This window comes from Staphylococcus sp. EG-SA-18 (genome assembly GCF_017151825.1).
Taxonomy (GTDB): domain Bacteria; phylum Bacillota; class Bacilli; order Staphylococcales; family Staphylococcaceae; genus Staphylococcus; species Staphylococcus aureus.
In genome coordinates, this window is the sequence record NZ_JACYVY010000003.1 from 17,415 (window position 1) to 41,748 (window position 24,334).

24 protein-coding genes are annotated in these 24,334 nt (G+C 33.8%); 21 read left to right on the top strand and 3 right to left on the bottom strand.

Annotated features, from left to right (window positions below):
- Window positions 1-25 precede the first annotated feature (25 nt).
- The 3 genes from IDG66_RS00935 to IDG66_RS00945 all read left to right on the top strand — a co-directional run bounded on the left by IDG66_RS00935 (window position 26) and on the right by IDG66_RS00945 (window position 1,756).
- Window positions 26-445 (top strand): DUF1433 domain-containing protein, encoded by a 420-nt coding sequence (locus tag IDG66_RS00935; RefSeq protein WP_001034774.1) that lies wholly within the window; start codon window positions 26-28, stop codon window positions 443-445.
- A gap of 17 nt (window positions 446-462) precedes the next feature.
- Entirely contained in the window at window positions 463-882 is a 420-nt protein-coding gene (locus IDG66_RS00940) for a DUF1433 domain-containing protein (RefSeq protein WP_000037433.1), read from the top strand.
- Window positions 883-1,333: 451 nt separating this feature from the next.
- The gene (locus tag IDG66_RS00945; protein ID WP_001146762.1) at window positions 1,334-1,756 is read left to right on the top strand and encodes a carboxymuconolactone decarboxylase family protein; all 423 of its coding nucleotides are present in this window, start codon (window positions 1,334-1,336) and stop codon (window positions 1,754-1,756) included.
- Window positions 1,757-1,867: 111 nt separating this feature from the next.
- Here the strand turns inward: IDG66_RS00945 and IDG66_RS00950 are convergent, their stop codons facing one another.
- Entirely contained in the window at window positions 1,868-3,406 is a 1,539-nt protein-coding gene (locus IDG66_RS00950) for an AbgT family transporter (protein ID WP_032099419.1), read from the bottom strand.
- Window positions 3,407-3,640: 234 nt separating this feature from the next.
- Between IDG66_RS00950 and IDG66_RS00955 the strand changes: the two genes are divergently transcribed.
- From IDG66_RS00955 to cntE, 11 genes are all read left to right on the top strand, one after another.
- Entirely contained in the window at window positions 3,641-4,459 is an 819-nt protein-coding gene (locus tag IDG66_RS00955; RefSeq protein WP_000824929.1) for an SDR family oxidoreductase, read from the top strand.
- Window positions 4,460-4,721: 262 nt separating this feature from the next.
- A complete protein-coding gene (locus tag IDG66_RS00960; protein WP_000910576.1) occupies window positions 4,722-5,084 on the top strand; it encodes a hypothetical protein in 363 nt (120 codons plus the stop codon).
- An 874-nt stretch (window positions 5,085-5,958) separates the two neighbouring features.
- Window positions 5,959-6,780 (top strand): histidine racemase CntK, encoded by an 822-nt coding sequence (gene cntK / locus IDG66_RS00965; RefSeq protein ID WP_001081682.1) that lies wholly within the window; start codon window positions 5,959-5,961, stop codon window positions 6,778-6,780.
- 10 nt (window positions 6,781-6,790) lie between these two features.
- Window positions 6,791-7,609, top strand: coding sequence for a D-histidine (S)-2-aminobutanoyltransferase CntL (gene cntL, locus IDG66_RS00970; RefSeq protein ID WP_001058843.1), 819 nt, complete (start codon window positions 6,791-6,793; stop codon window positions 7,607-7,609).
- On the top strand, window positions 7,602-8,906 hold the full coding sequence (cntM, locus tag IDG66_RS00975) for a staphylopine dehydrogenase CntM (RefSeq protein ID WP_000040600.1): 1,305 nt from the start codon (window positions 7,602-7,604) through the stop codon (window positions 8,904-8,906). The genes cntL and cntM overlap by 8 nt, the downstream gene beginning before the upstream one ends.
- A 139-nt stretch (window positions 8,907-9,045) precedes the next feature.
- A complete protein-coding gene (gene cntA, locus IDG66_RS00980) occupies window positions 9,046-10,644 on the top strand; it encodes a staphylopine-dependent metal ABC transporter substrate-binding lipoprotein CntA (protein WP_103143702.1) in 1,599 nt (532 codons plus the stop codon).
- Window positions 10,645-10,656: 12 nt separating this feature from the next.
- The gene (gene opp1B, locus IDG66_RS00985) at window positions 10,657-11,592 is read left to right on the top strand and encodes a nickel/cobalt ABC transporter permease (RefSeq protein WP_000472242.1); all 936 of its coding nucleotides are present in this window, start codon (window positions 10,657-10,659) and stop codon (window positions 11,590-11,592) included.
- The gene (gene cntC, locus IDG66_RS00990) at window positions 11,589-12,458 is read left to right on the top strand and encodes a staphylopine uptake ABC transporter permease subunit CntC (RefSeq protein WP_000584765.1); all 870 of its coding nucleotides are present in this window, start codon (window positions 11,589-11,591) and stop codon (window positions 12,456-12,458) included. Before opp1B ends, cntC begins: the two co-directional genes overlap by 4 nt.
- A complete protein-coding gene (gene cntD / locus IDG66_RS00995; RefSeq protein ID WP_000173862.1) occupies window positions 12,455-13,270 on the top strand; it encodes a staphylopine uptake ABC transporter ATP-binding protein CntD in 816 nt (271 codons plus the stop codon). Before cntC ends, cntD begins: the two co-directional genes overlap by 4 nt.
- The gene (locus IDG66_RS01000) at window positions 13,263-14,012 is read left to right on the top strand and encodes an ABC transporter ATP-binding protein (RefSeq protein ID WP_000590515.1); all 750 of its coding nucleotides are present in this window, start codon (window positions 13,263-13,265) and stop codon (window positions 14,010-14,012) included. The genes cntD and IDG66_RS01000 overlap by 8 nt, the downstream gene beginning before the upstream one ends.
- 11 nt (window positions 14,013-14,023) lie before the next feature.
- Window positions 14,024-15,217 (top strand): staphylopine family metallophore export MFS transporter CntE, encoded by a 1,194-nt coding sequence (cntE, locus tag IDG66_RS01005; protein ID WP_000675408.1) that lies wholly within the window; start codon window positions 14,024-14,026, stop codon window positions 15,215-15,217.
- Window positions 15,218-15,578: 361 nt separating this feature from the next.
- On the opposite strand, the gene lnsB is transcribed toward cntE, so the two are convergent.
- Window positions 15,579-16,328: a CPBP family lipoprotein N-acylation protein LnsB gene (gene lnsB, locus IDG66_RS01010; RefSeq protein ID WP_000072445.1), complete on the bottom strand. Its 750-nt coding sequence runs from the start codon at window positions 16,326-16,328 to the stop codon at window positions 15,579-15,581.
- Window positions 16,329-16,524: 196 nt separating this feature from the next.
- Here lnsB and IDG66_RS01015 point away from each other — a divergent pair, with 196 nt between their 5' ends.
- The gene (locus tag IDG66_RS01015) at window positions 16,525-18,102 is read left to right on the top strand and encodes an FMN-binding glutamate synthase family protein (RefSeq protein WP_000143496.1); all 1,578 of its coding nucleotides are present in this window, start codon (window positions 16,525-16,527) and stop codon (window positions 18,100-18,102) included.
- 167 nt (window positions 18,103-18,269) lie between these two features.
- Here the strand turns inward: IDG66_RS01015 and IDG66_RS01020 are convergent, their stop codons facing one another.
- Complete coding sequence (locus IDG66_RS01020) at window positions 18,270-18,725, bottom strand: YehR family lipoprotein (RefSeq protein ID WP_000732082.1); 456 nt, start codon at window positions 18,723-18,725, stop codon at window positions 18,270-18,272.
- Between the two features lie 358 nt (window positions 18,726-19,083).
- Here IDG66_RS01020 and IDG66_RS01025 point away from each other — a divergent pair, with 358 nt between their 5' ends.
- The 6 genes from IDG66_RS01025 (at window position 19,084) to IDG66_RS01050 (ending at window position 24,301) form a co-directional block, all read left to right on the top strand.
- Entirely contained in the window at window positions 19,084-19,341 is a 258-nt protein-coding gene (locus IDG66_RS01025; protein ID WP_000587616.1) for a type II toxin-antitoxin system Phd/YefM family antitoxin, read from the top strand.
- Complete coding sequence (locus IDG66_RS01030; protein ID WP_000074048.1) at window positions 19,341-19,607, top strand: Txe/YoeB family addiction module toxin; 267 nt, start codon at window positions 19,341-19,343, stop codon at window positions 19,605-19,607. The genes IDG66_RS01025 and IDG66_RS01030 overlap by 1 nt, the downstream gene beginning before the upstream one ends.
- Before the next feature lie 355 nt (window positions 19,608-19,962).
- A complete protein-coding gene (locus IDG66_RS01035; protein ID WP_001076671.1) occupies window positions 19,963-21,039 on the top strand; it encodes a M42 family metallopeptidase in 1,077 nt (358 codons plus the stop codon).
- A gap of 247 nt (window positions 21,040-21,286) precedes the next feature.
- Window positions 21,287-21,949 carry an ABC transporter ATP-binding protein gene (locus IDG66_RS01040; protein WP_000923523.1) on the top strand — a complete coding sequence of 221 codons (663 nt, stop codon included), beginning with the start codon at window positions 21,287-21,289 and terminating at the stop codon, window positions 21,947-21,949.
- Complete coding sequence (locus IDG66_RS01045) at window positions 21,942-22,718, top strand: ABC transporter permease (protein WP_000072145.1); 777 nt, start codon at window positions 21,942-21,944, stop codon at window positions 22,716-22,718. The genes IDG66_RS01040 and IDG66_RS01045 overlap by 8 nt, the downstream gene beginning before the upstream one ends.
- Before the next feature lie 395 nt (window positions 22,719-23,113).
- The gene (locus IDG66_RS01050) at window positions 23,114-24,301 is read left to right on the top strand and encodes an MFS transporter (RefSeq protein WP_000026194.1); all 1,188 of its coding nucleotides are present in this window, start codon (window positions 23,114-23,116) and stop codon (window positions 24,299-24,301) included.
- Window positions 24,302-24,334 lie beyond the last annotated feature (33 nt).

Below are 24,334 nucleotides of genomic sequence, written 5' to 3' on the forward strand. Positions count from 1 at the left end.
GTCACTAAAGTTAGGAGTTACTTTAATGAACAAAAAACATGTTTTTGTAATTATTGGTGTCATTTTATGTATATGTATAGTTGTTACGGCCATACATTTTAAAATTAAATATGATGAAAAAGAAAAACAAAAAGCAATATACTATAAAGAACAACAAGAGCGCATTACACTTTATCTCAAGCATAATACCAAGGAGCCAAACACAATCAAAACTGTACATTTCACTAACTTTGAAACAAGTCCTATGGGAAGTGCTGTGATTGAAGGCTACATCAATGAAAACAAAAAAGATAATTTTACTGCTTATGCTACACCTGAACATAATTATCAGTTTGGTGGTGCTATGATAGAAAGTGAAAGATTAAGTGAGTTACTAAAACCAGCGCATCAATTAAAATCACCAGATGATATAAAAAAAGAACTAAATAAAAAGAAGAGTCACTAAAGTTAGGAGTTGCTTTAATGTCCAAAAAACATGGTTTTATAATTATTGGTGTCATTTTATGTATATGTATAGTTGCATCCGTCATTTATTTAAAAATGAAATATGACGAAAAAGAAAAACAAAAAGCACTTTACTACAAAGAACAACAGGAGCGTATTACACTCTATCTCAAGCATAATACCAAAGAACCAAACACGATTAAATCTGTGCATTTCACAAGTTTAAAAAGAGGACCTATGGGCGATGCCGTAATTGAAGGTTACATCAATGAAAACAAAAAAGCTGATTTTGTTGCATATGGGTCTCCAGAACATAATTATCAGTTTGGTGGTACTATGATAGAAAGTGAAAGATTAAGTGAGTTACTAAAACCAGCAAATCAATTAAAATCTCCTGAAAAAATTAAAGAAGAATTAGACAAAAAAGAAGGCCACTAGGGTCTTCTTTATTTTTGATTTAATCTTCCAATAATCTATGTCATTGCTATCGAAGGTGTTTCGCAATTAATATCAATCACTTCATCATCACCAATACTTCCCCAGTTTTGTACAGTACATTAACACAAACGAACCACGTTAATTTAAATGGAATAATAGTTTGGCCATTATAAGAACAATATATATCGAATAACAATGTCGATGACGTGGTTTATTGACATTATCAAATTTTCTCAAATGTGTGTGATTTTTTATAAAAAAGGGTAGAGCAAGGTATAATATCCTTTCAATCTGTTTTCATATTTTATATATTTTTTAAATATAAGCGCTAAATGTTTTAACTAAAACATAGATTGACAAGATGTTATACAGAATTTCAAATTCTATCCAATATTGTTCGAAGTGTAGTATCACTGGATTGGTATTAAACAATGTAAAGGAGAGATTGCAAATGCCGTATAATTACAAGAAACAAAATGGAGAGTTAATGTCTGTAATGAGCCAAGGTGAAAAGTTTATTCATCAATCACCCGTTAATGATGAACTTAGTGCATTGATTAAGTTATTAATTTCAAAAATTAACGGTTGTCATTATTGTGTTGATATCCATAAAAAAGAATTAAAGGAATTGGGTGTAACACAAATGAAAATTGATGAAGTCTTGAGTTTTAGACATTTAGATTTATTTACTGATCAAGAAAAAGTGACGCTTGAATTTGCAGAAATGTTAAATTCAATCAAAGACTTTAAGAAGTTTGAAATTATTGACCGGCTAAAATCATTTTATGATGAAGAACAAATTATTGATCTTGTCTTTGTTGTAAACCAAATTAACGGTTGGAACAGGCTAAATATTATTAGTGATAAACTATAATTCTTCATATAAATACAGAGTTTCATCTCGAACGCTATATCATAACAAATCATGCCACTATACAGGTCAAATCTTGTATAGTGGCATTTTAATTTATCCCTTTGAATACTGTTATTTAACGAATATCGGTCCACCTGGTCCAACAGGGATACCTAATAGGAACCAAATAATGACAAATACTGTCCACACAATACTTAGCGCGATTGAATACGGCATTAAACTAGAAAGTAAGGCTCCGAGTTTCATGCGTTTATCGTATTTTTGTGCATAAGTTAATAATAAAGGTAAGTACGGCATCATCGGTGTAATTGGATTGGTAATTGAATCTCCTACACGGTAAATGACTTGTGTGAATGCGGGATGAAAGCCGATAAGGATTAACATTGGTACGAATATCGGTCCTAAAATACCCCATTTAGCCGATGCGCTTCCGATTAACATGTTGACCATTGCACTCAGTACAATAATACCTAGTATCAATACAATGCCGTTTTGATGTTCTAATAATTTGGCACCTTTAACAGCAGCGATAATTCCTAAATTACTCCACTTTAAATACGCAAGTAGCTGTGCTGCAAAAAACACAATAACGATAAATGTTCCCATTGATCCTACAGCATCGCCGAACATTTTACCTAAGTCTTTTGTATTTTTAATTTCTTTGCTTAAAATCCCATAAACTAATCCAGGTACTAAAAATACAACAAGAATAATTAATCCGACACCGTTAATTAATGGCGCATCGTCTAGTAAGCTGCCTGTTTTAGCATTTCTTAAAAAGCTATGTTCAGGAATGGCTGTAATAATTAATAAAATAATTGTGACTATGAAACTGATATTTGCCCATTTTAAAGCATGAGCTTCTTTGTCAGTAATATGTGAAGACGTTTCTTCATGATCATCATGCATTAAACGATCATCATATTGACCTAACCTAGGAATAATCAGTTTAGTTGTAACTAGCAATATCGTAGGAAGTAATACAACGACACTCGCTGCGATAAAGTACCAGTTCATAGCAACGTTTGTTTTAATAGAATCTGAAACGATACGTGTTGCTGGTTCTGTAAATGAATAGACCAAAGCATCTTGCATACCAACAACTATATTTGCGGCAAAGCCACCTACAGCGGAAGCATATGCCATCGTTAGTCCAGCGATAGGATGATAGCCAATTTTAATAAAAAGCATCGCTGCGAGCGGCGGCAAGATAATTGTCGCAGCATCGCCGGCTGTACTACCTAAAATACCAATTAATATAATAGTCGGTAAAATTAAGAAACGTGGTGCGCGATTCACAACAGAAATCATTAACTTGTCGAAGTATCCTGTTTTCTCTGCAACACCAATACCAATCATCACTGCTAGTACTAAGCCTAATGCTGGGAACTCTGAGAAATTTTTAATCGTATCATTCATTATCATCGTAAATCCATCATGGCTAATTATATTTTTAGTATAAATGGTTTGATGCGTACCTGGATGCTTAACAGATACATTAAATAATGAGATAAACCACGTCATAATGGCTAAGCCCACACACATTAAAAAGAATAAAACGCTAGGATCTGGCAATTTATTTCCAATTTTTTCAACACTATTCAAGAAACGATTGACGATAGACCCCTTTTGTTGATGTTTTGATGTCATCAATGATTCCCCCCTTTGTTAAATATTTAAAGTGTAACAAAAAATACTCTCAAAAGTAACAATTTTCAGAAAATGAAAAATCTAATATTGTTAAATATTTTGAGTTATTCAATAGAAATTGTATAGCAGAGAGTAGATAAGACTGCCTGGAGACTTATCTATTAGGTTTATGAAGCATTGAACAGTGGAAAATAAGGACTGTAAGTTTAAGATATGTTGTATAGGAGTGACTGAATGAAACGTTTGGAAAATAAAGTTGCAGTCGTAACAGGAGCAAGTACAGGTATCGGACAAGCTTCTGCAATCGCTTTAGCTCAAGAAGGTGCGTATGTATTGGCGGTAGACATAGCTGAAGCGGTATCGGAGACTGTCGATAAAATTAAAAGTAATGGTGACAAAGCAAAGGCTTATATTGTGGATATAGCAAGCGAACAACAAATTGACAATTTTGCATCAGAAATTAGAGAACAGATTGGGCATGTTGATGTGTTATTTAATAATGCCGGTGTGGATAATGCGGCTGGTAGAATTCATGAGTATCCAACAGATGTATATGACAAGATTATGAATGTAGATATGCGTGGAACATTTTTGATGACGAAAATGATGTTACCTTTAATGATGACTAAAGGTGGCTCTATTGTTAACACATCTTCATTTTCAGGACAGGCAGCAGATTTGTATCGCTCAGGATATAATGCTGCGAAAGGGGCAGTGATTAATTTTACGAAATCCATTGCAATCGAATATGGTAGAGATGGCATTCGAGCTAATGCGATTGCACCAGGTACGATTGAAACCCCGTTAGTAGATAAACTGACAGGTACGAGTGAAGATAAGGAAGGCAAAGCATTCAGAGAAAATCAGAAATGGATGACACCGCTGGGACGTTTAGGTAAACCAGAAGAAGTAGGCAAGCTCGTTGTCTTTTTAGCATCTGATGAGAGTTCATTTATTACAGGTGAAACAATTCGTATTGACGGTGGTGTTATGGCTTACACATGGCCTGGCGAGATGTTGAGTGATGATTCGTGGAAGCGGACATTGGAATAATTATTTAAAATCGATATCCAGTGGAAAAGAATTTGGCATGAAGTAGGCAATGTATGCATATTGTCGCAATGAAAGACATTTAAAGCCGAGATTAATTAATCTTTGAAAATCACATATTGTTCATTTGAAGTGTATTGCTTAAAGCTTGTTTTAACGTATTGTAGGTCGTGCATCTAATTTATCAGAATCTCGAGTTCAAACTTTTGGAGTATCTTTAAAATAAGCTGTATTTTGTCTATTCTAATAAATTAAGGAGAATTTTATGTTAAAAGAAAAAGAAAGTTTTAGATTGCTATATCAAGCTATAAGAGAGATTGCAGATAAAATTGGAGATAATCAGTTAGAAACTAATTCCGTTAGTTTATTATTATTGGACTTTGATTTTGAACATGAAGTATTTGATGAATTGTATCTTGCGATTTTAAAATATTTAAATACAGTAAGTATAGAGAACATAAGTCATAGTGAGCTTTTGAATTTAATAGAAAATACGATTCCAGAAGATCGAGATATTAACACGTTTGTAAAAAATAAAATAATAATTGGCTTTGCTAATAATTATTTCCCTGAATTACAAGTATTAGCAAACGAAATAAAATCTGATATGGCTAGTTCATTAAAATAATGATATTTTTATTTGAATTTTTAAAGCTTTGTACGAAATTGTACAAAGCTTTTTTTGGTGCGCATTGCATGGGCAACAACTTGACGATGAAAATTCGTTACAGGATTGGTGATAGGAAATGTTAGCGAAAGACAAGGGGATCCATTGTAGATTAACAAAAGGACGTTTCCACAAGTGTGGGTTATTCTCACTAAAGCAATACGCAGAGACAACTTACGTAAAATTTTGAACTGACGAGAACGGAACTTCTATTCAATTATTGATAAAAATTTTCAAAAAGACTTGAATGTGCTGAGAATACGATGTTTATGGAAGGATTATCAAAATATAAATGTGCATTCATTTACAACCTTTATTGACAATGATTCTCAACTAATATAGTATATAATCAAATCGTAATAGTTACGATTTGTTTTCTGCAACTTTTTTGAAGTTTTAGTTGAGGTGAAAACAGTAAAAGCATCTAAGTGAATGTAGTTAACGGACAACTGCATTCGCTTGTAGAGCCACAAGAAGCAACTTTAAATAAGGTTTACGGTTGCATGTTGATACAACAACCGATTACTAAGTCATGCTTTCCACTTTGCGGGTTAGCATGACTTACCTAATAGATGGGAAACTATTAGGTTCATCTTCTATTAAAAATTACAGGTTTAGAGGAATACAGTTGCTTGCTTCGCAACAACTGCATAAGAGCCATGGTTTTCGCTTTTGCGAATTAGCATGACTTACCTACTAGATAGAGCTATTAGGTTCATCTTCTAAAAAATTACAGGTTTAGAGGAATACAGTTGTTTGCTTCGCAACAACTGCATAAGAGCCTCTAGTAATTAAAATTACAGAGGCTCTAAAAATACATCTAAAGGAGTGTCGTATGAATCGGCAGGTTATAGAATTTTCTAAGTATAATCCTTCGGGGAATATGACGATACTTGTTCATTCAAAACATGATGCTAGTGAATATGCATCTATCGCCAATCAGTTGATGGCCGCAACACATGTATGTTGTGAACAGGTAGGCTTTATAGAATCAACACAAAATGATGATGGCAATGATTTTCACTTAGTTATGAGCGGTAATGAATTTTGCGGTAATGCGACGATGTCATATATACATCATTTGCAAGAAAGTCATTTGCTTAAAGACCAACAGTTTAAGGTGAAGGTGTCTGGCTGTTCGGATTTAGTGCAATGCGCAATTCATGATTGCCAATACTATGAAGTTCAAATGCCACAAGCCCATCGTGTTGTGCCAACAACAATTAATATGGGTAATCATTCATGGAAAGCAATAGAAATTATTTATGAAACATATGTACATTATGTGATTCCAGTTAAACAAGTAACAACAGAAATTCAACATTTGGTTGAAGCGTTTGTGCGTGAGCAACAATGGAGTCACAAATATAAAACAGTAGGTATGATGCTTTTTGATGAACAACGTCAATTTTTACAGCCATTAATCTATATACCAGAAATTCAAAGTTTAATTTGGGAAAATAGCTGTGGTTCTGGTACAGCATCAATTGGGGTTTTTAATAATTATCAACGTAATGACGCATGCAAAGATTTTACAGTACATCAGCCAGGGGGCAGTATTTTAGTGACATCAAAGCGATGTCATCAATTGGGATATCAAACTTCAATTAAAGGACAGGTTACAACTGTAGCTACAGGAAAAGCATATATAGAATAAGGAGCCTACAATGAATAACTTTAATAATGAAATCAAATTGATATTACAACAATATTTAGAAAAGTTTGAAGCGCATTACGAGCGTGTATTACAAGACGATCAATATATCGAAGCATTAGAAACATTGATGGATGACTATAGTGAATTTATTTTAAATCCTATTTATGAACAACAATTTAATGCTTGGCGTGACGTTGAAGAAAAAGCACAATTAATAAAATCACTGCAATATATTACAGCGCAGTGTGTTAAACAAGTGGAAGTCATTAGAGCGAGACGTCTATTAGACGGACAGGCGTCTACCACAGGTTACTTTGACAATATAGAACATTGTATTGATGAAGAGTTTGGACAATGTAGTATAGCTAGCAATGACAAATTATTGTTAGTTGGTTCAGGTGCATATCCAATGACGTTAATTCAAGTAGCAAAAGAAACAGGTGCTTCAGTTATCGGTATTGATATTGATCCACAAGCCGTTGACCTAGGGCGCAGAATCGTTAACGTCTTAGCACCAAATGAAGATATAACAATTACGGATCAAAAGGTATCTGAACTTAAAGATATCAAAGATGTGACGCATATCATATTCAGCTCGACAATTCCTTTAAAGTACAGCATTTTAGAAGAATTATATGATTTAACAAATGAAAATGTCGTAGTTGCAATGCGCTTTGGTGATGGCATCAAAGCAATATTTAATTATCCGTCACAAGAAACAGCGGAAGATAAGTGGCAATGTGTGAATAAACATATGAGACCACAGCAAATTTTTGATATAGCACTTTATAAAAAAGCAGCTATAAAGGTAGGTATTACGGATGTCTAAATTATTAATGATAGGCACTGGTCCGGTCGCAATCCAATTAGCGAATATTTGCTATTTAAAATCAGATTATGAGATTGATATGGTTGGACGTGCCTCAACATCAGAAAAATCAAAACGCTTATATCAAGCGTATAAAAAAGAGAAACAATTTGAAGTCAAAATACAAAACGAGGCGCATCAACATCTGGAAGGTAAGTTTGAAATTAATCGTTTGTATAAAGACGTTAAAAACGTTAATGGTGAATACGAAACGGTTGTCATGGCATGCACAGCAGATGCTTATTATGACACACTACAGCAATTGTCGTTAGAAACTTTGCAAAGTGTCAAACATGTCATTTTAATATCACCGACATTTGGTTCGCAAATGATTGTCGAACAATTTATGTCTAAATTTAATAAAGATATCGAAGTGATTTCATTCTCAACTTATCTTGGCGATACACGTATTGTTGATAAAGAAGCGCCTAATCATGTGTTGACAACAGGTGTAAAAAAGAAATTGTACATGGGATCGACACATTCAAACTCAACAATGTGTCAACGAATCTCTGCTTTAGCTGAGCAATTGAAAATTCAATTAGAAGTCGTTGAATCGCCACTGCACGCTGAAACGCGAAACAGTTCGCTTTATGTGCACCCACCACTATTTATGAATGACTTTTCATTGAAAGCCATTTTCGAAGGGACGGATGTACCGGTTTATGTGTATAAGTTATTTCCTGAAGGACCGATAACGATGACACTAATCCGTGAAATGCGTTTAATGTGGAAGGAAATGATGGCTATTTTACAAGCATTTAGAGTGCCGTCAGTCAACCTGCTTCAATTTATGGTGAAGGAAAATTATCCAGTACGTCCTGAAACTTTGGATGAAGGTGATATTGAGCATTTCGAAATCTTGCCAGATATCTTACAAGAATATCTGCTTTATGTAAGATATACCGCAATCCTCATTGATCCATTTTCACAGCCAGACGAAAACGGACATTACTTTGATTTTTCAGCTGTACCATTTAAGCAAGTCTATAAAAATGAACAGGATGTTGTTCAAATTCCAAGAATGCCAAGTGAAGATTATTACAGAACGGCGATGATTCAGCATATTGGGAAAATGCTAGGTATCAAAACGCCAATGATTGATCAGTTCCTAACTCGCTATGAAGCAAGTTGCCAGGCGTACAAGGATATGCATCAAGATCAACACTTATCTTCTCAATTTAATACAAATCTATTTGAAGGAGATAAAGCACTCGTCACAAAATTTTTGGAAATCAATAGAACGCTTTCACAATAAGGGTTTGAAGTTTTATAATAGAAAAAAATTATTGAATTATGTTTGACATTTACATAAAAATAAGCAAATAATTGAGAAAAATAATCATTACGATTTGATTAAGTAATGCAACTTATCAATTTAGAAAGAGGAAAAGCAAATGAGAAAACTAACTAAAATGAGTGCAATGTTACTTGCATCAGGGCTAATTTTAACTGGTTGTGGCGGTAATAAAGGTTTAGAGGAGGAAAAAGAAAACAAGCAATTAACGTATACGACGGTTAAAGATATCGGTGATATGAATCCGCATGTTTACGGTGGATCGATGTCTGCTGAAAGTATGATATACGAGCCGCTTGTACGTAACACGAAAGATGGAATTAAGCCTTTACTAGCTAAAAAATGGGATGTGTCTGAAGATGGGAAGACATATACATTCCATTTGAGAGATGACGTTAAATTCCATGATGGTACACCATTTGATGCTGACGCAGTTAAGAAAAATATTGATGCGGTTCAACAAAATAAAAAATTGCATTCTTGGTTAAAGATTTCAACATTAATTGACAATGTTAAAGTTAAAGATAAGTACACGGTTGAATTGAATTTGAAAGAAGCATATCAACCTGCATTGGCTGAATTAGCGATGCCTCGTCCATATGTATTTGTGTCTCCAAAAGACTTTAAAAACGGTACAACAAAAGATGGCGTTAAAAAGTTCGATGGTACTGGTCCATTTAAATTAGGTGAACATAAAAAAGATGAGTCTGCAGACTTTAACAAAAATGATCAATACTGGGGCGAAAAGTCTAAACTTAACAAAGTACAAGCAAAAGTAATGCCTGCTGGTGAAACAGCATTCCTATCAATGAAAAAAGGTGAAACGAACTTTGCCTTCACAGATGATAGAGGTACGGATAGCTTAGACAAAGACTCTTTAAAACAATTGAAAGATACAGGTGACTATCAAGTTAAGCGTAGTCAACCTATGAATACGAAAATGTTAGTTGTCAATTCTGGTAAAAAAGATAACGCTGTGAGTGACAAAACAGTCAGACAAGCGATTGGTCATATGGTAAACAGAGATAAAATTGCCAAAGAAATTTTAGATGGTCAAGAAAAACCAGCAACTCAATTATTTGCGAAAAATGTAACAGATATTAATTTCGATATGCCAACACGTAAGTATGACCTTAAAAAAGCAGAATCATTATTAGATGAAGCTGGTTGGAAGAAAGGTAAAGACAGCGATGTTCGTCAAAAAGATGGTAAAAACCTTGAAATGGCAATGTACTATGACAAAGGTTCTTCAAGTCAAAAAGAACAAGCAGAATACTTACAAGCAGAATTTAAGAAAATGGGTATTAAGTTAAACATCAATGGCGAAACATCAGATAAAATTGCTGAACGTCGTACTTCTGGTGATTATGACTTAATGTTCAACCAAACTTGGGGATTATTGTACGATCCACAAAGTACTATTGCAGCATTTAAAGCGAAAAATGGTTATGAAAGTGCAACATCAGGCATTGAGAACAAAGATAAAATATACAACAGCATTGATGACGCATTTAAAATCCAAAACGGTAAAGAGCGTTCAGGCGCTTATAAAAACATTTTGAAACAAATTGATGATGAAGGTATCTTTATCCCTATTTCACACGGTAGTATGACAGTTGTTGCGCCGAAAGATTTAGAAAAAGTATCATTCACACAATCACAGTATGAATTACCATTCAATGAAATGCAGTATAAATAAAGGAGCAATTAGATGTTCAAATTTATCTTAAAACGTATTGCGCTCATGTTTCCATTAGTGATTGTAGTAAGTTTTATGACATTTCTATTGACGTATATTACAAATGAAAATCCAGCTGTGACAATTTTACATGCACAAGGGACGCCAAATGTAACACCAGAGTTGATTGCAGAAACGAATGAGAAGTACGGTTTCAATGATCCATTATTAATTCAATATAAAAATTGGTTACTTGAAGCGATGCAATTTAATTTTGGTACAAGCTACATTACAGGTGATCCTGTTGCTGAACGCATTGGTCCAGCATTTATGAATACATTGAAATTAACAATAATTTCAAGTGTTATGGTGATGATTACATCAATTATTTTAGGTGTAGTTAGTGCATTAAAAAGAGGAAAGTTCACTGATCGTGCGATACGTTCAGTGGCTTTCTTTCTAACTGCATTACCATCATATTGGATAGCTTCAATACTTATTATTTACGTTTCAGTGAAGTTAAACATATTGCCGACTTCTGGATTAACAGGTCCAGAAAGTTACATATTGCCAGTGATCGTTATTACGATTGCCTATGCTGCTATTTACTTTAGAAATGTTAGACGCTCGATGGTGGAACAATTAAATGAAGATTATGTACTTTATTTAAGAGCAAGCGGTGTGAAATCTATCACATTAATGTTGCATGTGTTGCGTAATGCTTTACAAGTTGCGGTATCAATCTTTTGTATGTCTATACCAATGATAATGGGTGGACTAGTTGTTATCGAGTATATCTTTGCATGGCCTGGACTAGGTCAATTAAGTTTAAAAGCAATACTTGAACACGATTTTCCAGTTATTCAAGCATATGTATTAATTGTAGCGGTATTATTTATTGTATTTAATACATTAGCAGATATCATTAATGCGCTATTAAATCCAAGATTAAGGGAGGGCGCACGATGATAATTTTAAAACGATTATTACAAGATAAAGGTGCAGTAATTGCTTTAGGCATTATTGTATTATATGTCTTTTTAGGATTAGCAGCACCACTTGTGACATTTTATGATCCTAACCATATCGATACAGCAAACAAATTTGCTGGCATGAGTTTTCAACATCTACTAGGTACTGACCATTTAGGTAGAGATATTTTAACTAGGTTAATTTATGCGATTAGACCAAGTTTGTTATATGTCTTTGTTGCGCTATTTGTTTCTGTACTTATTGGATCTATTTTAGGATTCTTATCAGGATATTTCCAAGGGTTTGTTGACGCCTTAATCATGCGTGCGTGTGATGTTATGTTGGCATTCCCAAGTTATGTTGTAACGTTAGCATTAATTGCATTGTTTGGTATGGGTGCCGAAAATATTATCATGGCATTTATTTTGACGCGTTGGGCATGGTTCTGTCGTGTTATACGTACAAGTGTTATGCAGTACACTGCTTCTGACCATGTAAGATTTGCTAAAACAATCGGTATGAATGATATGAAAATTATTCACAAACATATTATGCCGTTAACATTAGCAGATATTGCTATCATCTCTAGTAGTTCGATGTGTTCAATGATCTTGCAAATATCTGGCTTTTCATTTTTAGGATTAGGTGTCAAAGCGCCTACTGCAGAGTGGGGCATGATGCTTAACGAAGCTAGAAAAGTGATGTTTACACATCCTGAAATGATGTTTGCGCCAGGTATTGCCATAGTGATTATAGTGATGGCATTTAACTTCTTATCCGATGCTTTACAAATTGCTATTGATCCCCGCATCTCTTCTAAAGATAAACTTCGTTCTGTGAAAAAAGGAGTGGTGCAATCATGACATTGTTAACAGTTAAACATTTGACGATTACAGATACCTGGACAGATCAACCACTCGTGAGTGATGTGAATTTTACATTAACTAAGGGTGAAACTTTAGGCGTTATTGGAGAAAGTGGTAGCGGTAAATCAATCACTTGTAAATCGATTATTGGTTTGAATCTCGAACGACTCGGGGTGACAGGTGAAATTATCTTTGATGGTACATCAATGTTGTCATTATCTGAATCGCAATTGAAAAAGTACCGTGGTAAAGACATTGCGATGGTCATGCAACAAGGTAGTCGTGCCTTTGACCCATCAACTACTGTCGGTAAACAAATGTTTGAGACTATGAAAGTACATACGTCAATGTCTACACAAGAAATTGAAAAGACATTGATTGAATATATGGATTATTTAAGTTTGAAAGATTCTAAACGTATATTAAAATCATACCCTTACATGTTATCAGGAGGAATGTTACAGCGATTGATGATTGCTTTAGCGTTAGCTTTGAAACCAAAGTTAATCATTGCTGATGAGCCGACAACGGCTTTAGATACAATTACACAATATGATGTACTGGAAGCATTTATAGATATTAAAAAACACTTTGACTGTGCGATGATTTTCATTTCACATGATTTAACGGTTATTAACAAGATTGCAGACCGTGTTGTTGTGATGAAAAATGGTCAGCTTATTGAACAAGGGACACGTGAATCAGTCTTGCATCATCCAGAACATGTTTATACGAAGTATTTATTATCAACGAAGAAGAAGATTAATGATCATTTTAAACATGTGATGAGGGGTGATGTACATGATTAAAATTAAAGATGTTGAAAAGTCATATCAAAGCGCACATGTTTTTAAGCGTCGTCGAACACCTATCGTGAAAGGTGTGTCATTTGAGTGTCCAATCGGTGCGACGATTGCGATTATCGGAGAAAGTGGTAGCGGTAAATCGACATTGAGTCGTATGATATTAGGTATTGAGAAACCGGATAAAGGTTGTGTAACCTTAAATGATCAACCGATGCATAAGAAGAAAGTGAGACGTCATCAAATTGGTGCTGTATTTCAAGATTATACGTCATCATTACATCCATTTCAGACTGTTAGAGAAATCTTATTTGAAGTGATGTGTCAATGTGATGGACAACCTAAAGATGTTATGGAAGTTCAAGCAATTACATTGTTGGAAGAAGTCGGTCTATCTAAGGCATACATGGATAAATATCCTAATATGTTATCAGGTGGAGAGGCGCAACGTGTTGCGATTGCGCGTGCAATATGTATTAACCCTAAATATATTTTGTTTGATGAAGCCATTAGTTCACTCGACATGTCAATTCAAACACAAATATTAGATTTATTGATTCATTTACGTGAAACGCGTCAGTTGAGTTATATTTTTATCACACATGATATTCAAGCTGCCACGTATTTATGTGATCAATTAATTATTTTTAAAAACGGAAAAATAGAAGAACAAATTCCGACAAGCGCATTGCATAAAAGTGACAATGCTTATACAAGAGAATTAATAGAAAAACAACTATCATTCTAAGGAGTGAGATAATGAAAGGTGCAATGGCTTGGCCCTTTTTGAGATTATATATATTAACATTGATGTTCTTTAGTGCCAATGCAATCTTAAACGTATTTATACCGTTACGAGGGCATGATTTAGGCGCAACGAATACGGTTATCGGTATCGTTATGGGGGCATACATGTTAACAGCAATGGTGTTTCGACCATGGGCAGGACAAATTATTGCTCGTGTCGGTCCCATTAAAGTATTAAGAATTATTTTGATCATCAATGCCATAGCTTTAATTATTTATGGTTTTACTGGATTAGAAGGTTATTTCGTAGCACGTGTTATGCAAGGTGTGTGTACGGCATTCTTTTCTATGTCTTTACAGTTAGGTATTATTGATGCATTACCAGAGGAACATCGTTCTGAAGGTGTATCATTGTACTCGCTATTTTCAACGATTCCAAACTTAATTGGACCATTAGTTGCCGTAGGTATTTGGAATGCAAATAATATTTCACTATTTGCAATTGTCATTATCTTTATCGCATTAACAACAACATTCTTTGGCTATCGCGTGACCTTTGCTGAACAGGAACCCGATACGTCAGATAAGATTGAAAAAATGCCGTTTAACGCTGTAACTGTTTTTGCGCAATTTTTCAAAAATAAAGAGTTGTTGAACAGTGGTATTATCATGATTGTTGCATCGATTGTATTTGGTGCAGTTAGTACATTTGTACCGTTATACACAGTGAGTTTAGGATTCGCGAATGCGGGAATCTTTTTGACAATACAGGCCATCGCAGTTGTTGTGGCAAGATTTTACTTAAGGAAATACATTCCGTCAGATGGTATGTGGCATCCTAAATATATGGTATCTGTACTATCATTATTAGTGATCGCGTCATTTGTAGTGGCATTTGGTCCGCAAGTAGGTGCAATTATTTTCTATGGTAGTGCAATATTAATAGGAATGACACAAGCAATGGTGTACCCAACATTAACATCATACTTAAGCTTCGTCTTACCAAAAGTAGGTCGTAATATGTTGTTAGGTTTATTTATTGCCTGTGCAGACTTAGGTATATCGTTAGGTGGCGCATTGATGGGACCTATTTCCGATTTAGTAGGATTTAAATGGATGTATCTAATTTGTGGTATGTTAGTCATTGTAATAATGATTATGAGTTTATTGAAAAAACCAACACCACGCCCAGCGAGTAGTCTTTAATGAAAAAGTTTAAAGCATATTAAGTTAATGAATATTTAAATTTTAAAAGGTATATTGAGCATGGCGATTCATGGGAGTGGGACAGAAATGATATTTTCGCAAAATTTATTTCGTCGTCCCACCCCGGCAAGGTTGACTAGAATTGAAAAAAGCTTGTTACAAGCGCATTTTCGTTCAGTCAACTACTGCCAATATAACTTTGTAGAGCATTGAACATTGATTTATGTCTCAGGCTCTCTATATGGCTCGTTTTTAGAACGACAGTATATCTAAATAAAGCACGCTTAGAAGTGAGTTGCGATACTGACTTTTAAGTGTGCTTTTTGATGTGTATGGATAATGGATAATACTCTGAAATATTTTACATGAAAATATGCAAAACGAGTATAACTGCTAATTGATAAAAATAGCTCACCATAAAATTACGGTATGATTTTAAATATAAGTAAGTCGCACTACTTGCTAGTATCAATGCTGGAATGAATTCCCACCATGTATTAATGTATGGATAATAGTACAGTGTTTCAAGAATAACGGATAATACTATTGTAATCTTTAAAGGGATTAATCTGCTTAATTCTTGAATTAAAATATGACGGAAAATAAGTTGACAAATCAAAGTATTTAATATAATGGTTAACGAAAATATAGCTATTAAACTGATGGAACCATACCCTTTAATGAGCGGGTAAATGTCAAAGACAGTAAAGGCATCTACATTTAGTGCGAAAATATTGAAATGATTTAAAAGTAAAAAGAGTACGACACTTAGTGTAAATGATATAAGAATATGCCATTTATATTTAGCACTAGCAACGATTTGCGAACGTATCATTGGAATAAACGCATCTTCATGCATCCGACGAAAAATAGCTAGTGAAATAATAACTGCGAGTAAATAGCTAATGTTCATTGAAATAGGAAAAGAGAAACCCCATGGGGCTTGTTGAGTGAATACAGCTACTAACCCAAAAGTTAAAAAGACGATAATGATTGGCAAGATGTTAACCAAAAATATATAAAGGAAAATAAATCCAATATCACGTTTGAAAAAACGAGATTGTTCAGTAGCGTATTCTTCTTCTATGTAATGTTTATTTGTATTTGACATAGTATACCTCTTAAATAGTTGTATTATATAGATACTTTAGCACATATTACTTTGTATTGTATGTTTTATACATTAAAATTTAAAATGAAAAACATATCATAAAATTGTTTTATAAAATGAAACGCTTCCATTGTGTTTTATTTTGTAAGGTGTATCATAAATATTGAATTGAAATTTTTTGGGGGAAGGGATTGTAATGACGTTTCTTACAGTCATGCAATTTATAGTTAACATTATCGTTGTAGGCTTCCTGCTTACGGTTATTGTTATCGGGCTTATTTGGTTAATTAAAGATAAAAGACAATCACAACATAGTGTATTAAGGAATTATCCTTTACTAGCACGTATTAGATATATTTCAGAAAAAATGGGACCGGAATTACGTCAGTATTTATTTTCTGGGGATAATGAAGGGAAACCTTTTTCACGTAATGACTATAAAAATATCGTTTTGGCTGGAAAATATAACTCTCGTATGACCAGCTTCGGTACTACTAAAGATTATCAAGACGGCTTTTACATACAGAACACAATGTTTCCGATGCAACGTAATGAGATTTCAGTAGATAATACAACATTGTTATCAACATTCATTTATAAAATCGCGAATGAGCGTTTATTTAGTCGTGAAGAATATCGTGTACCGACAAAGATTGATCCGTATTACTTAAGTGATGACCATGCAATAAAATTAGGTGAACGTTTAAAACATCCATTTATTTTAAAACGTATCGTAGGACAATCTGGTATGAGTTATGGCGCTTTAGGAAAAAATGCTATTACAGCTTTATCTAAAGGTCTAGCTAAAGCGGGCACTTGGATGAATACAGGTGAAGGTGGCTTATCAGAATATCATTTAAAAGGTAATGGGGATATCATTTTCCAAATTGGTCCCGGTTTATTTGGTGTTCGTGATAAAGAAGGTAATTTTAGTGAAGGTTTATTTAAAGAGGTTGCACAGTTATCTAACGTACGCGCATTTGAGCTGAAGTTGGCACAAGGTGCTAAGACTCGTGGTGGTCATATGGAAGCTGAAAAGGTAAACGAAGAAATTGCTAAAATCCGAAATGTTGAACCTTATAAAACAATCAATTCACCTAACCGTTACGAATTTATTCATAATGCTGAAGATTTGATTCGTTTCGTCGATCAGTTGCAGCAATTAGGTCAAAAACCAGTAGGATTCAAAATTGTAGTAAGCAAAGTTTCAGAAATTGAAACACTTGTACGTACGATGGTGGAACTAGATAAGTATCCAAGCTTTATTACGATTGATGGTGGTGAAGGTGGTACTGGTGCAACATTCCAAGAATTACAAGATGGTGTTGGCTTACCGCTATTTACAGCTCTACCTATTGTGTCTGGCATGTTAGAAAAATATGGTATTCGAGATAAAGTGAAATTGGCGGCATCTGGTAAGTTAGTGACACCAGATAAAATTGCGATTGCACTAGGTTTAGGTGCAGATTTTGTAAATATCGCACGTGGGATGATGATTAGTGTCGGTTGTATAATGAGTCAACAATGTCACATGAATACGTGTCCAGTTGGTGTTGCAACAACAGATGCTAAAAAAGAAAAAGCATTGATTGTTGGAGAAAAGCAATATCGTGTCACAAACTATGTAACAAGTTTGCATGAAGGCTTATTCAATATTGCAGCAGCTGTTGGCGTATCCAGTCCTACAGAAATTACTGCTGATCATATTGTATATCGAAAAGTCGATGGTGAGTTACAAACGATACATGATTATAAATTAAAATTGATTAGTTGATTTATCTATTTCGAGAAAATGAAAGCAGCGGATTTTAGTGTTACTGCAAATAATTTTATATTAGTAGTGGATGCTGGTCACACAAGAATTTCAAATATTAAAGCCCTCAGAATATGAGTTAAGGTTTGTAACCTTAGTCTTATCTGAGGGCATTTTTATGTTATAAACTATTTGTCGTCCATTTTATCTTTTTCTTTTAAGCCTCTGTGCTTTAATTGCTTTTCAAGTTTTTCAAAACTAATATCTTTATTTTCTTTAGTTGAAACACCAAGACGTTTATTTAATTTTTTCATGTCAACTTCTGTGTAATCTATGTCTAAGTGTTCAATTGCTTTTTTATCTTTATAGTCTACTTTGTATTTTACGCCTTTAAGGTCTTTGAAAATACTTTCAGATTTGGCGAATAACTTTTTGGCTTCGTCTTTATCCATACCTAGATCGTCATATTTAATTGTGTTGATTGTAGACTGTTTTAAAACTTTATCATCTTTATATGTGATAGAAGTTAGTACATGTTTACCACTAACATCACCTTCATATGTTTTGGTTTGTTCTTTACCACAAGCTGATAATGCAATGATACAAACTAATGCTACTACAATTAATGAACATAATTTTTTCAAAGTCAGTCGCCTTCTTTCGATATTTGTATTATAAAGAAATTATAACATTTACTAAAAAATGATGTTATTCAAAAATTTAAATTTTGTCACTTTTTTTGAAGATATGAGTTTTTTTAAGCGGATTCCTCACAAAATTTTAAAAATATTTAAGCCTGAAAATGATAAAGCGGTAGGGAACGTAGTGTGTTCCACTGCTGATTTCTTTTTGAGCATTATAGACGGTATGTTGGAAGAAAAGAACAAAAGCTTGTGTACGATAGCATATAGGTATTAAGAATACGATGAACTCGTTGGTAATATTGACGTACTCAAGTGCGTACGCTATAATTAGCGTAACAGAAAACAAAGGAGGGTTTATATGATTATCACTAGCCCTACAGAAGCGAGAAAAGATTTTTATCAATTACTAAAAAATGTTAATAATAATCACGAACCAATTTATATTAGTGGCAATAATGCCGAAAATAATGCTGTGATTATAGGTTTAGAAGATTGGAAAAGTATACAAGAGACAATATATCTTGAATCTACTGGTACAATGGACAAAGTAAGAGAAAGAGAAAAAGATAATAGTGGTACAACAAATATAGATGATATTGATTGGGATAATCTTTAATGAGCAATTACACGGTTAAGATTAAAAATTCAGCGAAATCAGATTTAAAGAAAATAAAACATTCTTATTTAAAGAAGTCATTTTTAGAAATTGTTGAGACTTTAAAAAATGATCCGTATAAAATAACACAATCTTTTGAAAAATTAGAGCCTAAATATTTAGAGCGATATTCAAGAAGAATTAACCATCAGCACAGGGTCGTCTATACCGTAGATGATCGAAATAAAGAAGTATTAATACTATCGGCATGGTCACATTATGATTAATGAATATTCAATATCTGAATAACTTTAATGATAAGTTAATTAAAGAAACTAGTATTTAAGTGTAGGGAAAATAGCGACGTTAATGCGTTGTTATCTCTACACTTTTTAATTTTATAATAGCGCAAGACTAAACAGATTGAAATTAGTAACAATAAAAGAATAACGTATTATAATAAGGGATTTTAAATTGTGACTTTTTCGGAATATTAAATTTTAGAAATATGAGTTTTTTTAAGCGGATTCCTCACAAAATTTTAAAAATATTTAAGCCTGAAAATGATAAAGCGGTAGGGAACGTTTTTCTGAAAGTTAGTGATACAATAGTTTAAAGTTGAAATACAGGAGGATGAATAACATGAATCAGTCAGTCAAATTACTTAAACATTTAACAGATGTAAACGGCATTGCTGGTTATGAAATGCAAGTTAAAGAAGCAATGCGTAACTATATAGAGCCTGTCAGTGATCAAATTATTGAAGATAACTTGGGTGGCATTTTTGGAAAGAAAAATGCTGAGAATGGTCAATACTCAATTATGATTTCTGGTCATATGGATGAAGTTGGTTTTATGGTAACAAAGATTGATAAACATGGTTTTATTTCATTTACGCCAGTTGGTGGATGGTGGAATCAAGTCATGCTATCTCAAAAAGTAACGATTACAACAGATTCGGGCAAAGAAATTAGAGGTATCATCGGTTCTAAACCGCCACATGTCTTAACGCCTGAAGAACGTAAAAAGCCAATGGAAATCAAAAATATGTTTATAGATATTGGTGTTAGTAGCAAGGAAGAAGCTGAAGAAGCTGGCGTTGAAGTAGGCAATATGGTTACGCCATATAGTGAATTTGAAGTGCTTGCAAATGATAAATATTTAACTGCGAAAGCATTTGATAATCGCTATGGCTGTGCATTAGCTATTGAGGTATTAAAACGTTTAAAAGATGAAAATATTGGCATTAACTTATACAGTGGTGCCACAGTGCAAGAAGAAGTTGGTTTGCGTGGTGCGAAAGTGGCAGCGAATACGATTAAACCAGACTTGGCGATAGCTGTCGATGTAGGTATTGCTTATGATACCCCAGGTATGTCAGGTCAAACGAGCGATAGTAAACTAGGCGGTGGTCCAGTTGTCATTATGATGGATGCTACAAGTATTGCTCACCAAGGTTTGCGTAAGCATATTAAAGATGTAGCTAAGGAACATAACATCGAAGTACAATGGGATACGACACCAGGTGGAGGTACAGATGCGGGAAGTATTCATGTCGCAAATGAAGGTATTCCCACGATGACAATCGGTGTTACGCTGCGATACATGCATTCTAATGTTTCAGTGCTCAATGTAGATGATTATGAAAATTCTATCCGTCTTGTTACTGAAATTGTCCGTTCATTAAATGATGAAAGTTATAAAAATATCATGTGGTAACCCAATCCACAAATAATAAAGAATCCTTTTAATATGGTAGGTTGTTAAACAATTGTCTAATTTTAATTCTTAGTCATTAGACAGTATCCATGTTAATAGGATTTTTTGTTTTTAATTTAAATGCTGAAAATCAATTATGCCTAAATTTTGATATTACAAGAAAATGATTTTTTCTTAAATATAATTGCACTAAAAACCAAAAAAACGGGAATAATATACCTGATATATTACATGAGGAGCGGTGCAAATGTTGTTAGAAATTAAAGATTTAGTGTATAAAGCGAGCGATAGAATCATACTAGATCATATCAGTCTAAAAGTAGATAAAGGCGAGAGTATTGCCATTATAGGTCCATCAGGTAGTGGTAAAAGTACATTTCAAAAGCAAATATGTAATTTGATTAGTCCAACTAGTGGAGAACTTTATTTTAAAGGTAAACCCTATAATGATTATGACCCGGAAGAATTGCGTCAACGAATCAGTTATTTGATGCAGCAAAGTGACTTGTTTGGTGAAACGATTGAAGATAACATGATATTCCCATCACTTGCACGTAATGATAAATTTGATAGAAAACGTGCAAAGCAATTAATTAAAGATGTCGGTTTGGGACATTATCAATTAAGTTCGGAAGTGGAAAATATGTCGGGTGGTGAGCGGCAAAGAATTGCTATAGCGCGCCAACTGATGTATACACCGGATATTCTTTTATTAGATGAATCGACCAGTGCATTAGACGTTCATAATAAAGAAAAGATAGAAAATATCATTTTTAAGTTAGTGGAACAGGATGTTGCTATCATGTGGATTACCCATAGTGATGATCAAAGTATGAGACATTTTCAAAAGCGCATAACGATTGTTGATGGCAAAATTTCTAAGGTTGAGGAGTTGAATCAACATGAGTAATACGGCACTTGGATTGACGGCATTGCTTTTAGTCATTCCGATTATCATTTCATATAAAGAAGGTTTACATATTATTAAAGATTTAATTGTTGCGACACTACGCGCAATTGTGCAATTAATCATTTTGGGATTTTTGCTGCATTATATTTTTAAAATAAACGATAAATGGCTGCTTATTTTATGTGTATTGGTCATTATTATTAATGCATCATGGAATACAATTAGTCGAGCATCACCAGTGATGCATCATGTGTTTTGGATATCATTTCTAGCTATCTTCATTGGAACGGCATTACCGCTTGCAGGTACTATTGCGACAGGGGCCATTCAATTTACAGCCAATGAAGTTATACCTATTGGCGGCATGCTTGCTAATAATGGCTTGATTGCAATTAATTTAGCTTACCAGAATTTAGATCGTGCATTCGTACAAGATGGTACTAATATTGAATCTAAATTATCACTTGCAGCTACACCTAAATTGGCTTCTAAAGGTGCAATACGTGAAAGTATTCGTTTAGCTATAGTGCCAACAATTGATTCGGTTAAAACATATGGGCTTGTGTCGATTCCTGGTATGATGACAGGCTTAATTATTGGTGGCGTACCACCTTTACAAGCGATTAAATTTCAATTGTTAGTCGTGTTTATTCATACAACTGCGACCATTATGTCTGCTTTGATTGCGACATATTTAAGCTATGGTCAATTTTTCAATGCAAGACATCAATTAGTAGCACGAAATACTGATGTTAAGAGTGAATCATGATAGATTTTACTGCATCAGATTTAGGTATTAGTTTTAATTGGAAATGAAGTGACGCGCACATATAGTATCGCTATTCATTAACACAGCGAAAATATTCATAAAGGCACGCATACTTTGTAGTCAGTTATCTGTTCTGACATATAAAGCGTGCGTGCTTTTTGGGAGTCATTGTTGAAACTGAAGTAATTATACATAATTATTAAATGACATACTTGTGTTAATTTTTCAAATACTGAAAAACAATTTCAATAATTTTCCAATTAAGCACAGAAAATTAAAGCAAAATATTATATAATAGAACGGTTATATATAAAATTGTGTTGCACACATTTTTTAATAAATCGTTATTCTAAGGGAAATGAATATCGGAAATTTTGTTTGAAAGGAGTTTTAAAATGTCAATCATGCGACTATTTACATTCATTTTAAGTATTTTTATCGTAGGAATGGTTGAAATGATGGTTGCAGGAATTATGAACTTGATGAGTCAGGACTTACATGTATCAGAAGCTGTCGTTGGTCAATTAGTGACAATGTACGCTTTAACATTTGCGATATGTGGACCTATTCTGGTTAAATTAACGAACCGTTTTTCATCAAGGCCTGTATTATTATGGACATTACTTATATTTATCATTGGTAATGGCATTATTGCTGTAGCGCCAAATTTTTCAATATTAGTAGTTGGTAGAATTATCTCATCTGCAGCAGCAGCACTAATTATCGTAAAAGTATTAGCTATTACAGCGATGTTATCAGCACCTAAAAATCGTGGTAAAATGATTGGACTTGTCTATACAGGGTTTAGTGGGGCCAATGTTTTTGGTGTACCAATTGGAACGGTTATCGGCGATTTAGTAGGTTGGCGCTATACATTTCTATTCTTAATTATTGTGAGTATTATTGTTGGCTTCTTGATGATGATCTATTTACCGAAGGATCAGGAAATACAACGAGGCCCTGTGAATCATGAGACACCATCTCATGAAAATCATGTTACTTCGAAAATATTAAGACCTGCTGAAGTAGCAAAATATTTAATTATTACGTTTTTAGTATTGATTGCAAACTCAGTGACATTCGTCTTTATAAATCCACTTATTTTATCTAATGGTCATGATATGTCATTCGTTTCATTAGCACTTCTAGTAAATGGAATCGCTGGCGTTATTGGAACATCATTGGGTGGTATATTCTCCGATAAAATTACAAGTAAGCGTTGGTTAATGATTTCTGTTTCTATTTTTATCGTTATGATGTTACTTATGAATTTAATCTTACCTGGTTCAGGTCTATTGTTAGCAGGACTATTTATTTGGAATATCATGCAATGGAGTACTAATCCAGCAGTGCAAAGCGGTGTGATTCAACATGTTGAAGGCGACACAAGCCAAGTAATGAGTTGGAACATGTCTAGTTTAAACGCTGGTATTGGTGTTGGCGGCATTATTGGAGGCTTGGTCATGACACATGTTTCTGTTCAAGCTATCACGTATACGAGTGCCATCATTGGCGCATTAGGATTAATCGTTGTTTTCACATTGAAAAATAATCATTATGCTAAAACATTTAAATCATCATAATTCTCATATGAAAAGCACGCCTGCTATCAAATT

Excerpts from the sequence above, each read along its gene's own strand:
- IDG66_RS00935 (WP_001034774.1), top strand. The coding sequence starts at position 26 with ATGAACAAAAAACATGTTTTTGTAATTATTGGTGTCATTTTATGTATA.
- IDG66_RS00940 (WP_000037433.1), top strand. The coding sequence starts at position 463 with ATGTCCAAAAAACATGGTTTTATAATTATTGGTGTCATTTTATGTATA.
- IDG66_RS00945 (WP_001146762.1), top strand. The coding sequence starts at position 1,334 with ATGCCGTATAATTACAAGAAACAAAATGGAGAGTTAATGTCTGTAATG.
- IDG66_RS00950 (WP_032099419.1), bottom strand. The coding sequence starts at position 3,406 with ATGACATCAAAACATCAACAAAAGGGGTCTATCGTCAATCGTTTCTTG.
- IDG66_RS00955 (WP_000824929.1), top strand. The coding sequence starts at position 3,641 with ATGAAACGTTTGGAAAATAAAGTTGCAGTCGTAACAGGAGCAAGTACA.
- IDG66_RS00960 (WP_000910576.1), top strand. The coding sequence starts at position 4,722 with ATGTTAAAAGAAAAAGAAAGTTTTAGATTGCTATATCAAGCTATAAGA.
- cntK (WP_001081682.1), top strand. The coding sequence starts at position 5,959 with ATGAATCGGCAGGTTATAGAATTTTCTAAGTATAATCCTTCGGGGAAT.
- cntL (WP_001058843.1), top strand. The coding sequence starts at position 6,791 with ATGAATAACTTTAATAATGAAATCAAATTGATATTACAACAATATTTA.
- cntM (WP_000040600.1), top strand. The coding sequence starts at position 7,602 with ATGTCTAAATTATTAATGATAGGCACTGGTCCGGTCGCAATCCAATTA.
- cntA (WP_103143702.1), top strand. The coding sequence starts at position 9,046 with ATGAGAAAACTAACTAAAATGAGTGCAATGTTACTTGCATCAGGGCTA.
- opp1B (WP_000472242.1), top strand. The coding sequence starts at position 10,657 with ATGTTCAAATTTATCTTAAAACGTATTGCGCTCATGTTTCCATTAGTG.
- cntC (WP_000584765.1), top strand. The coding sequence starts at position 11,589 with ATGATAATTTTAAAACGATTATTACAAGATAAAGGTGCAGTAATTGCT.
- cntD (WP_000173862.1), top strand. The coding sequence starts at position 12,455 with ATGACATTGTTAACAGTTAAACATTTGACGATTACAGATACCTGGACA.
- IDG66_RS01000 (WP_000590515.1), top strand. The coding sequence starts at position 13,263 with ATGATTAAAATTAAAGATGTTGAAAAGTCATATCAAAGCGCACATGTT.
- cntE (WP_000675408.1), top strand. The coding sequence starts at position 14,024 with ATGAAAGGTGCAATGGCTTGGCCCTTTTTGAGATTATATATATTAACA.
- lnsB (WP_000072445.1), bottom strand. The coding sequence starts at position 16,328 with ATGTCAAATACAAATAAACATTACATAGAAGAAGAATACGCTACTGAA.
- IDG66_RS01015 (WP_000143496.1), top strand. The coding sequence starts at position 16,525 with ATGACGTTTCTTACAGTCATGCAATTTATAGTTAACATTATCGTTGTA.
- IDG66_RS01025 (WP_000587616.1), top strand. The coding sequence starts at position 19,084 with ATGATTATCACTAGCCCTACAGAAGCGAGAAAAGATTTTTATCAATTA.
- IDG66_RS01030 (WP_000074048.1), top strand. The coding sequence starts at position 19,341 with ATGAGCAATTACACGGTTAAGATTAAAAATTCAGCGAAATCAGATTTA.
- IDG66_RS01035 (WP_001076671.1), top strand. The coding sequence starts at position 19,963 with ATGAATCAGTCAGTCAAATTACTTAAACATTTAACAGATGTAAACGGC.
- IDG66_RS01040 (WP_000923523.1), top strand. The coding sequence starts at position 21,287 with ATGTTGTTAGAAATTAAAGATTTAGTGTATAAAGCGAGCGATAGAATC.
- IDG66_RS01045 (WP_000072145.1), top strand. The coding sequence starts at position 21,942 with ATGAGTAATACGGCACTTGGATTGACGGCATTGCTTTTAGTCATTCCG.
- IDG66_RS01050 (WP_000026194.1), top strand. The coding sequence starts at position 23,114 with ATGTCAATCATGCGACTATTTACATTCATTTTAAGTATTTTTATCGTA.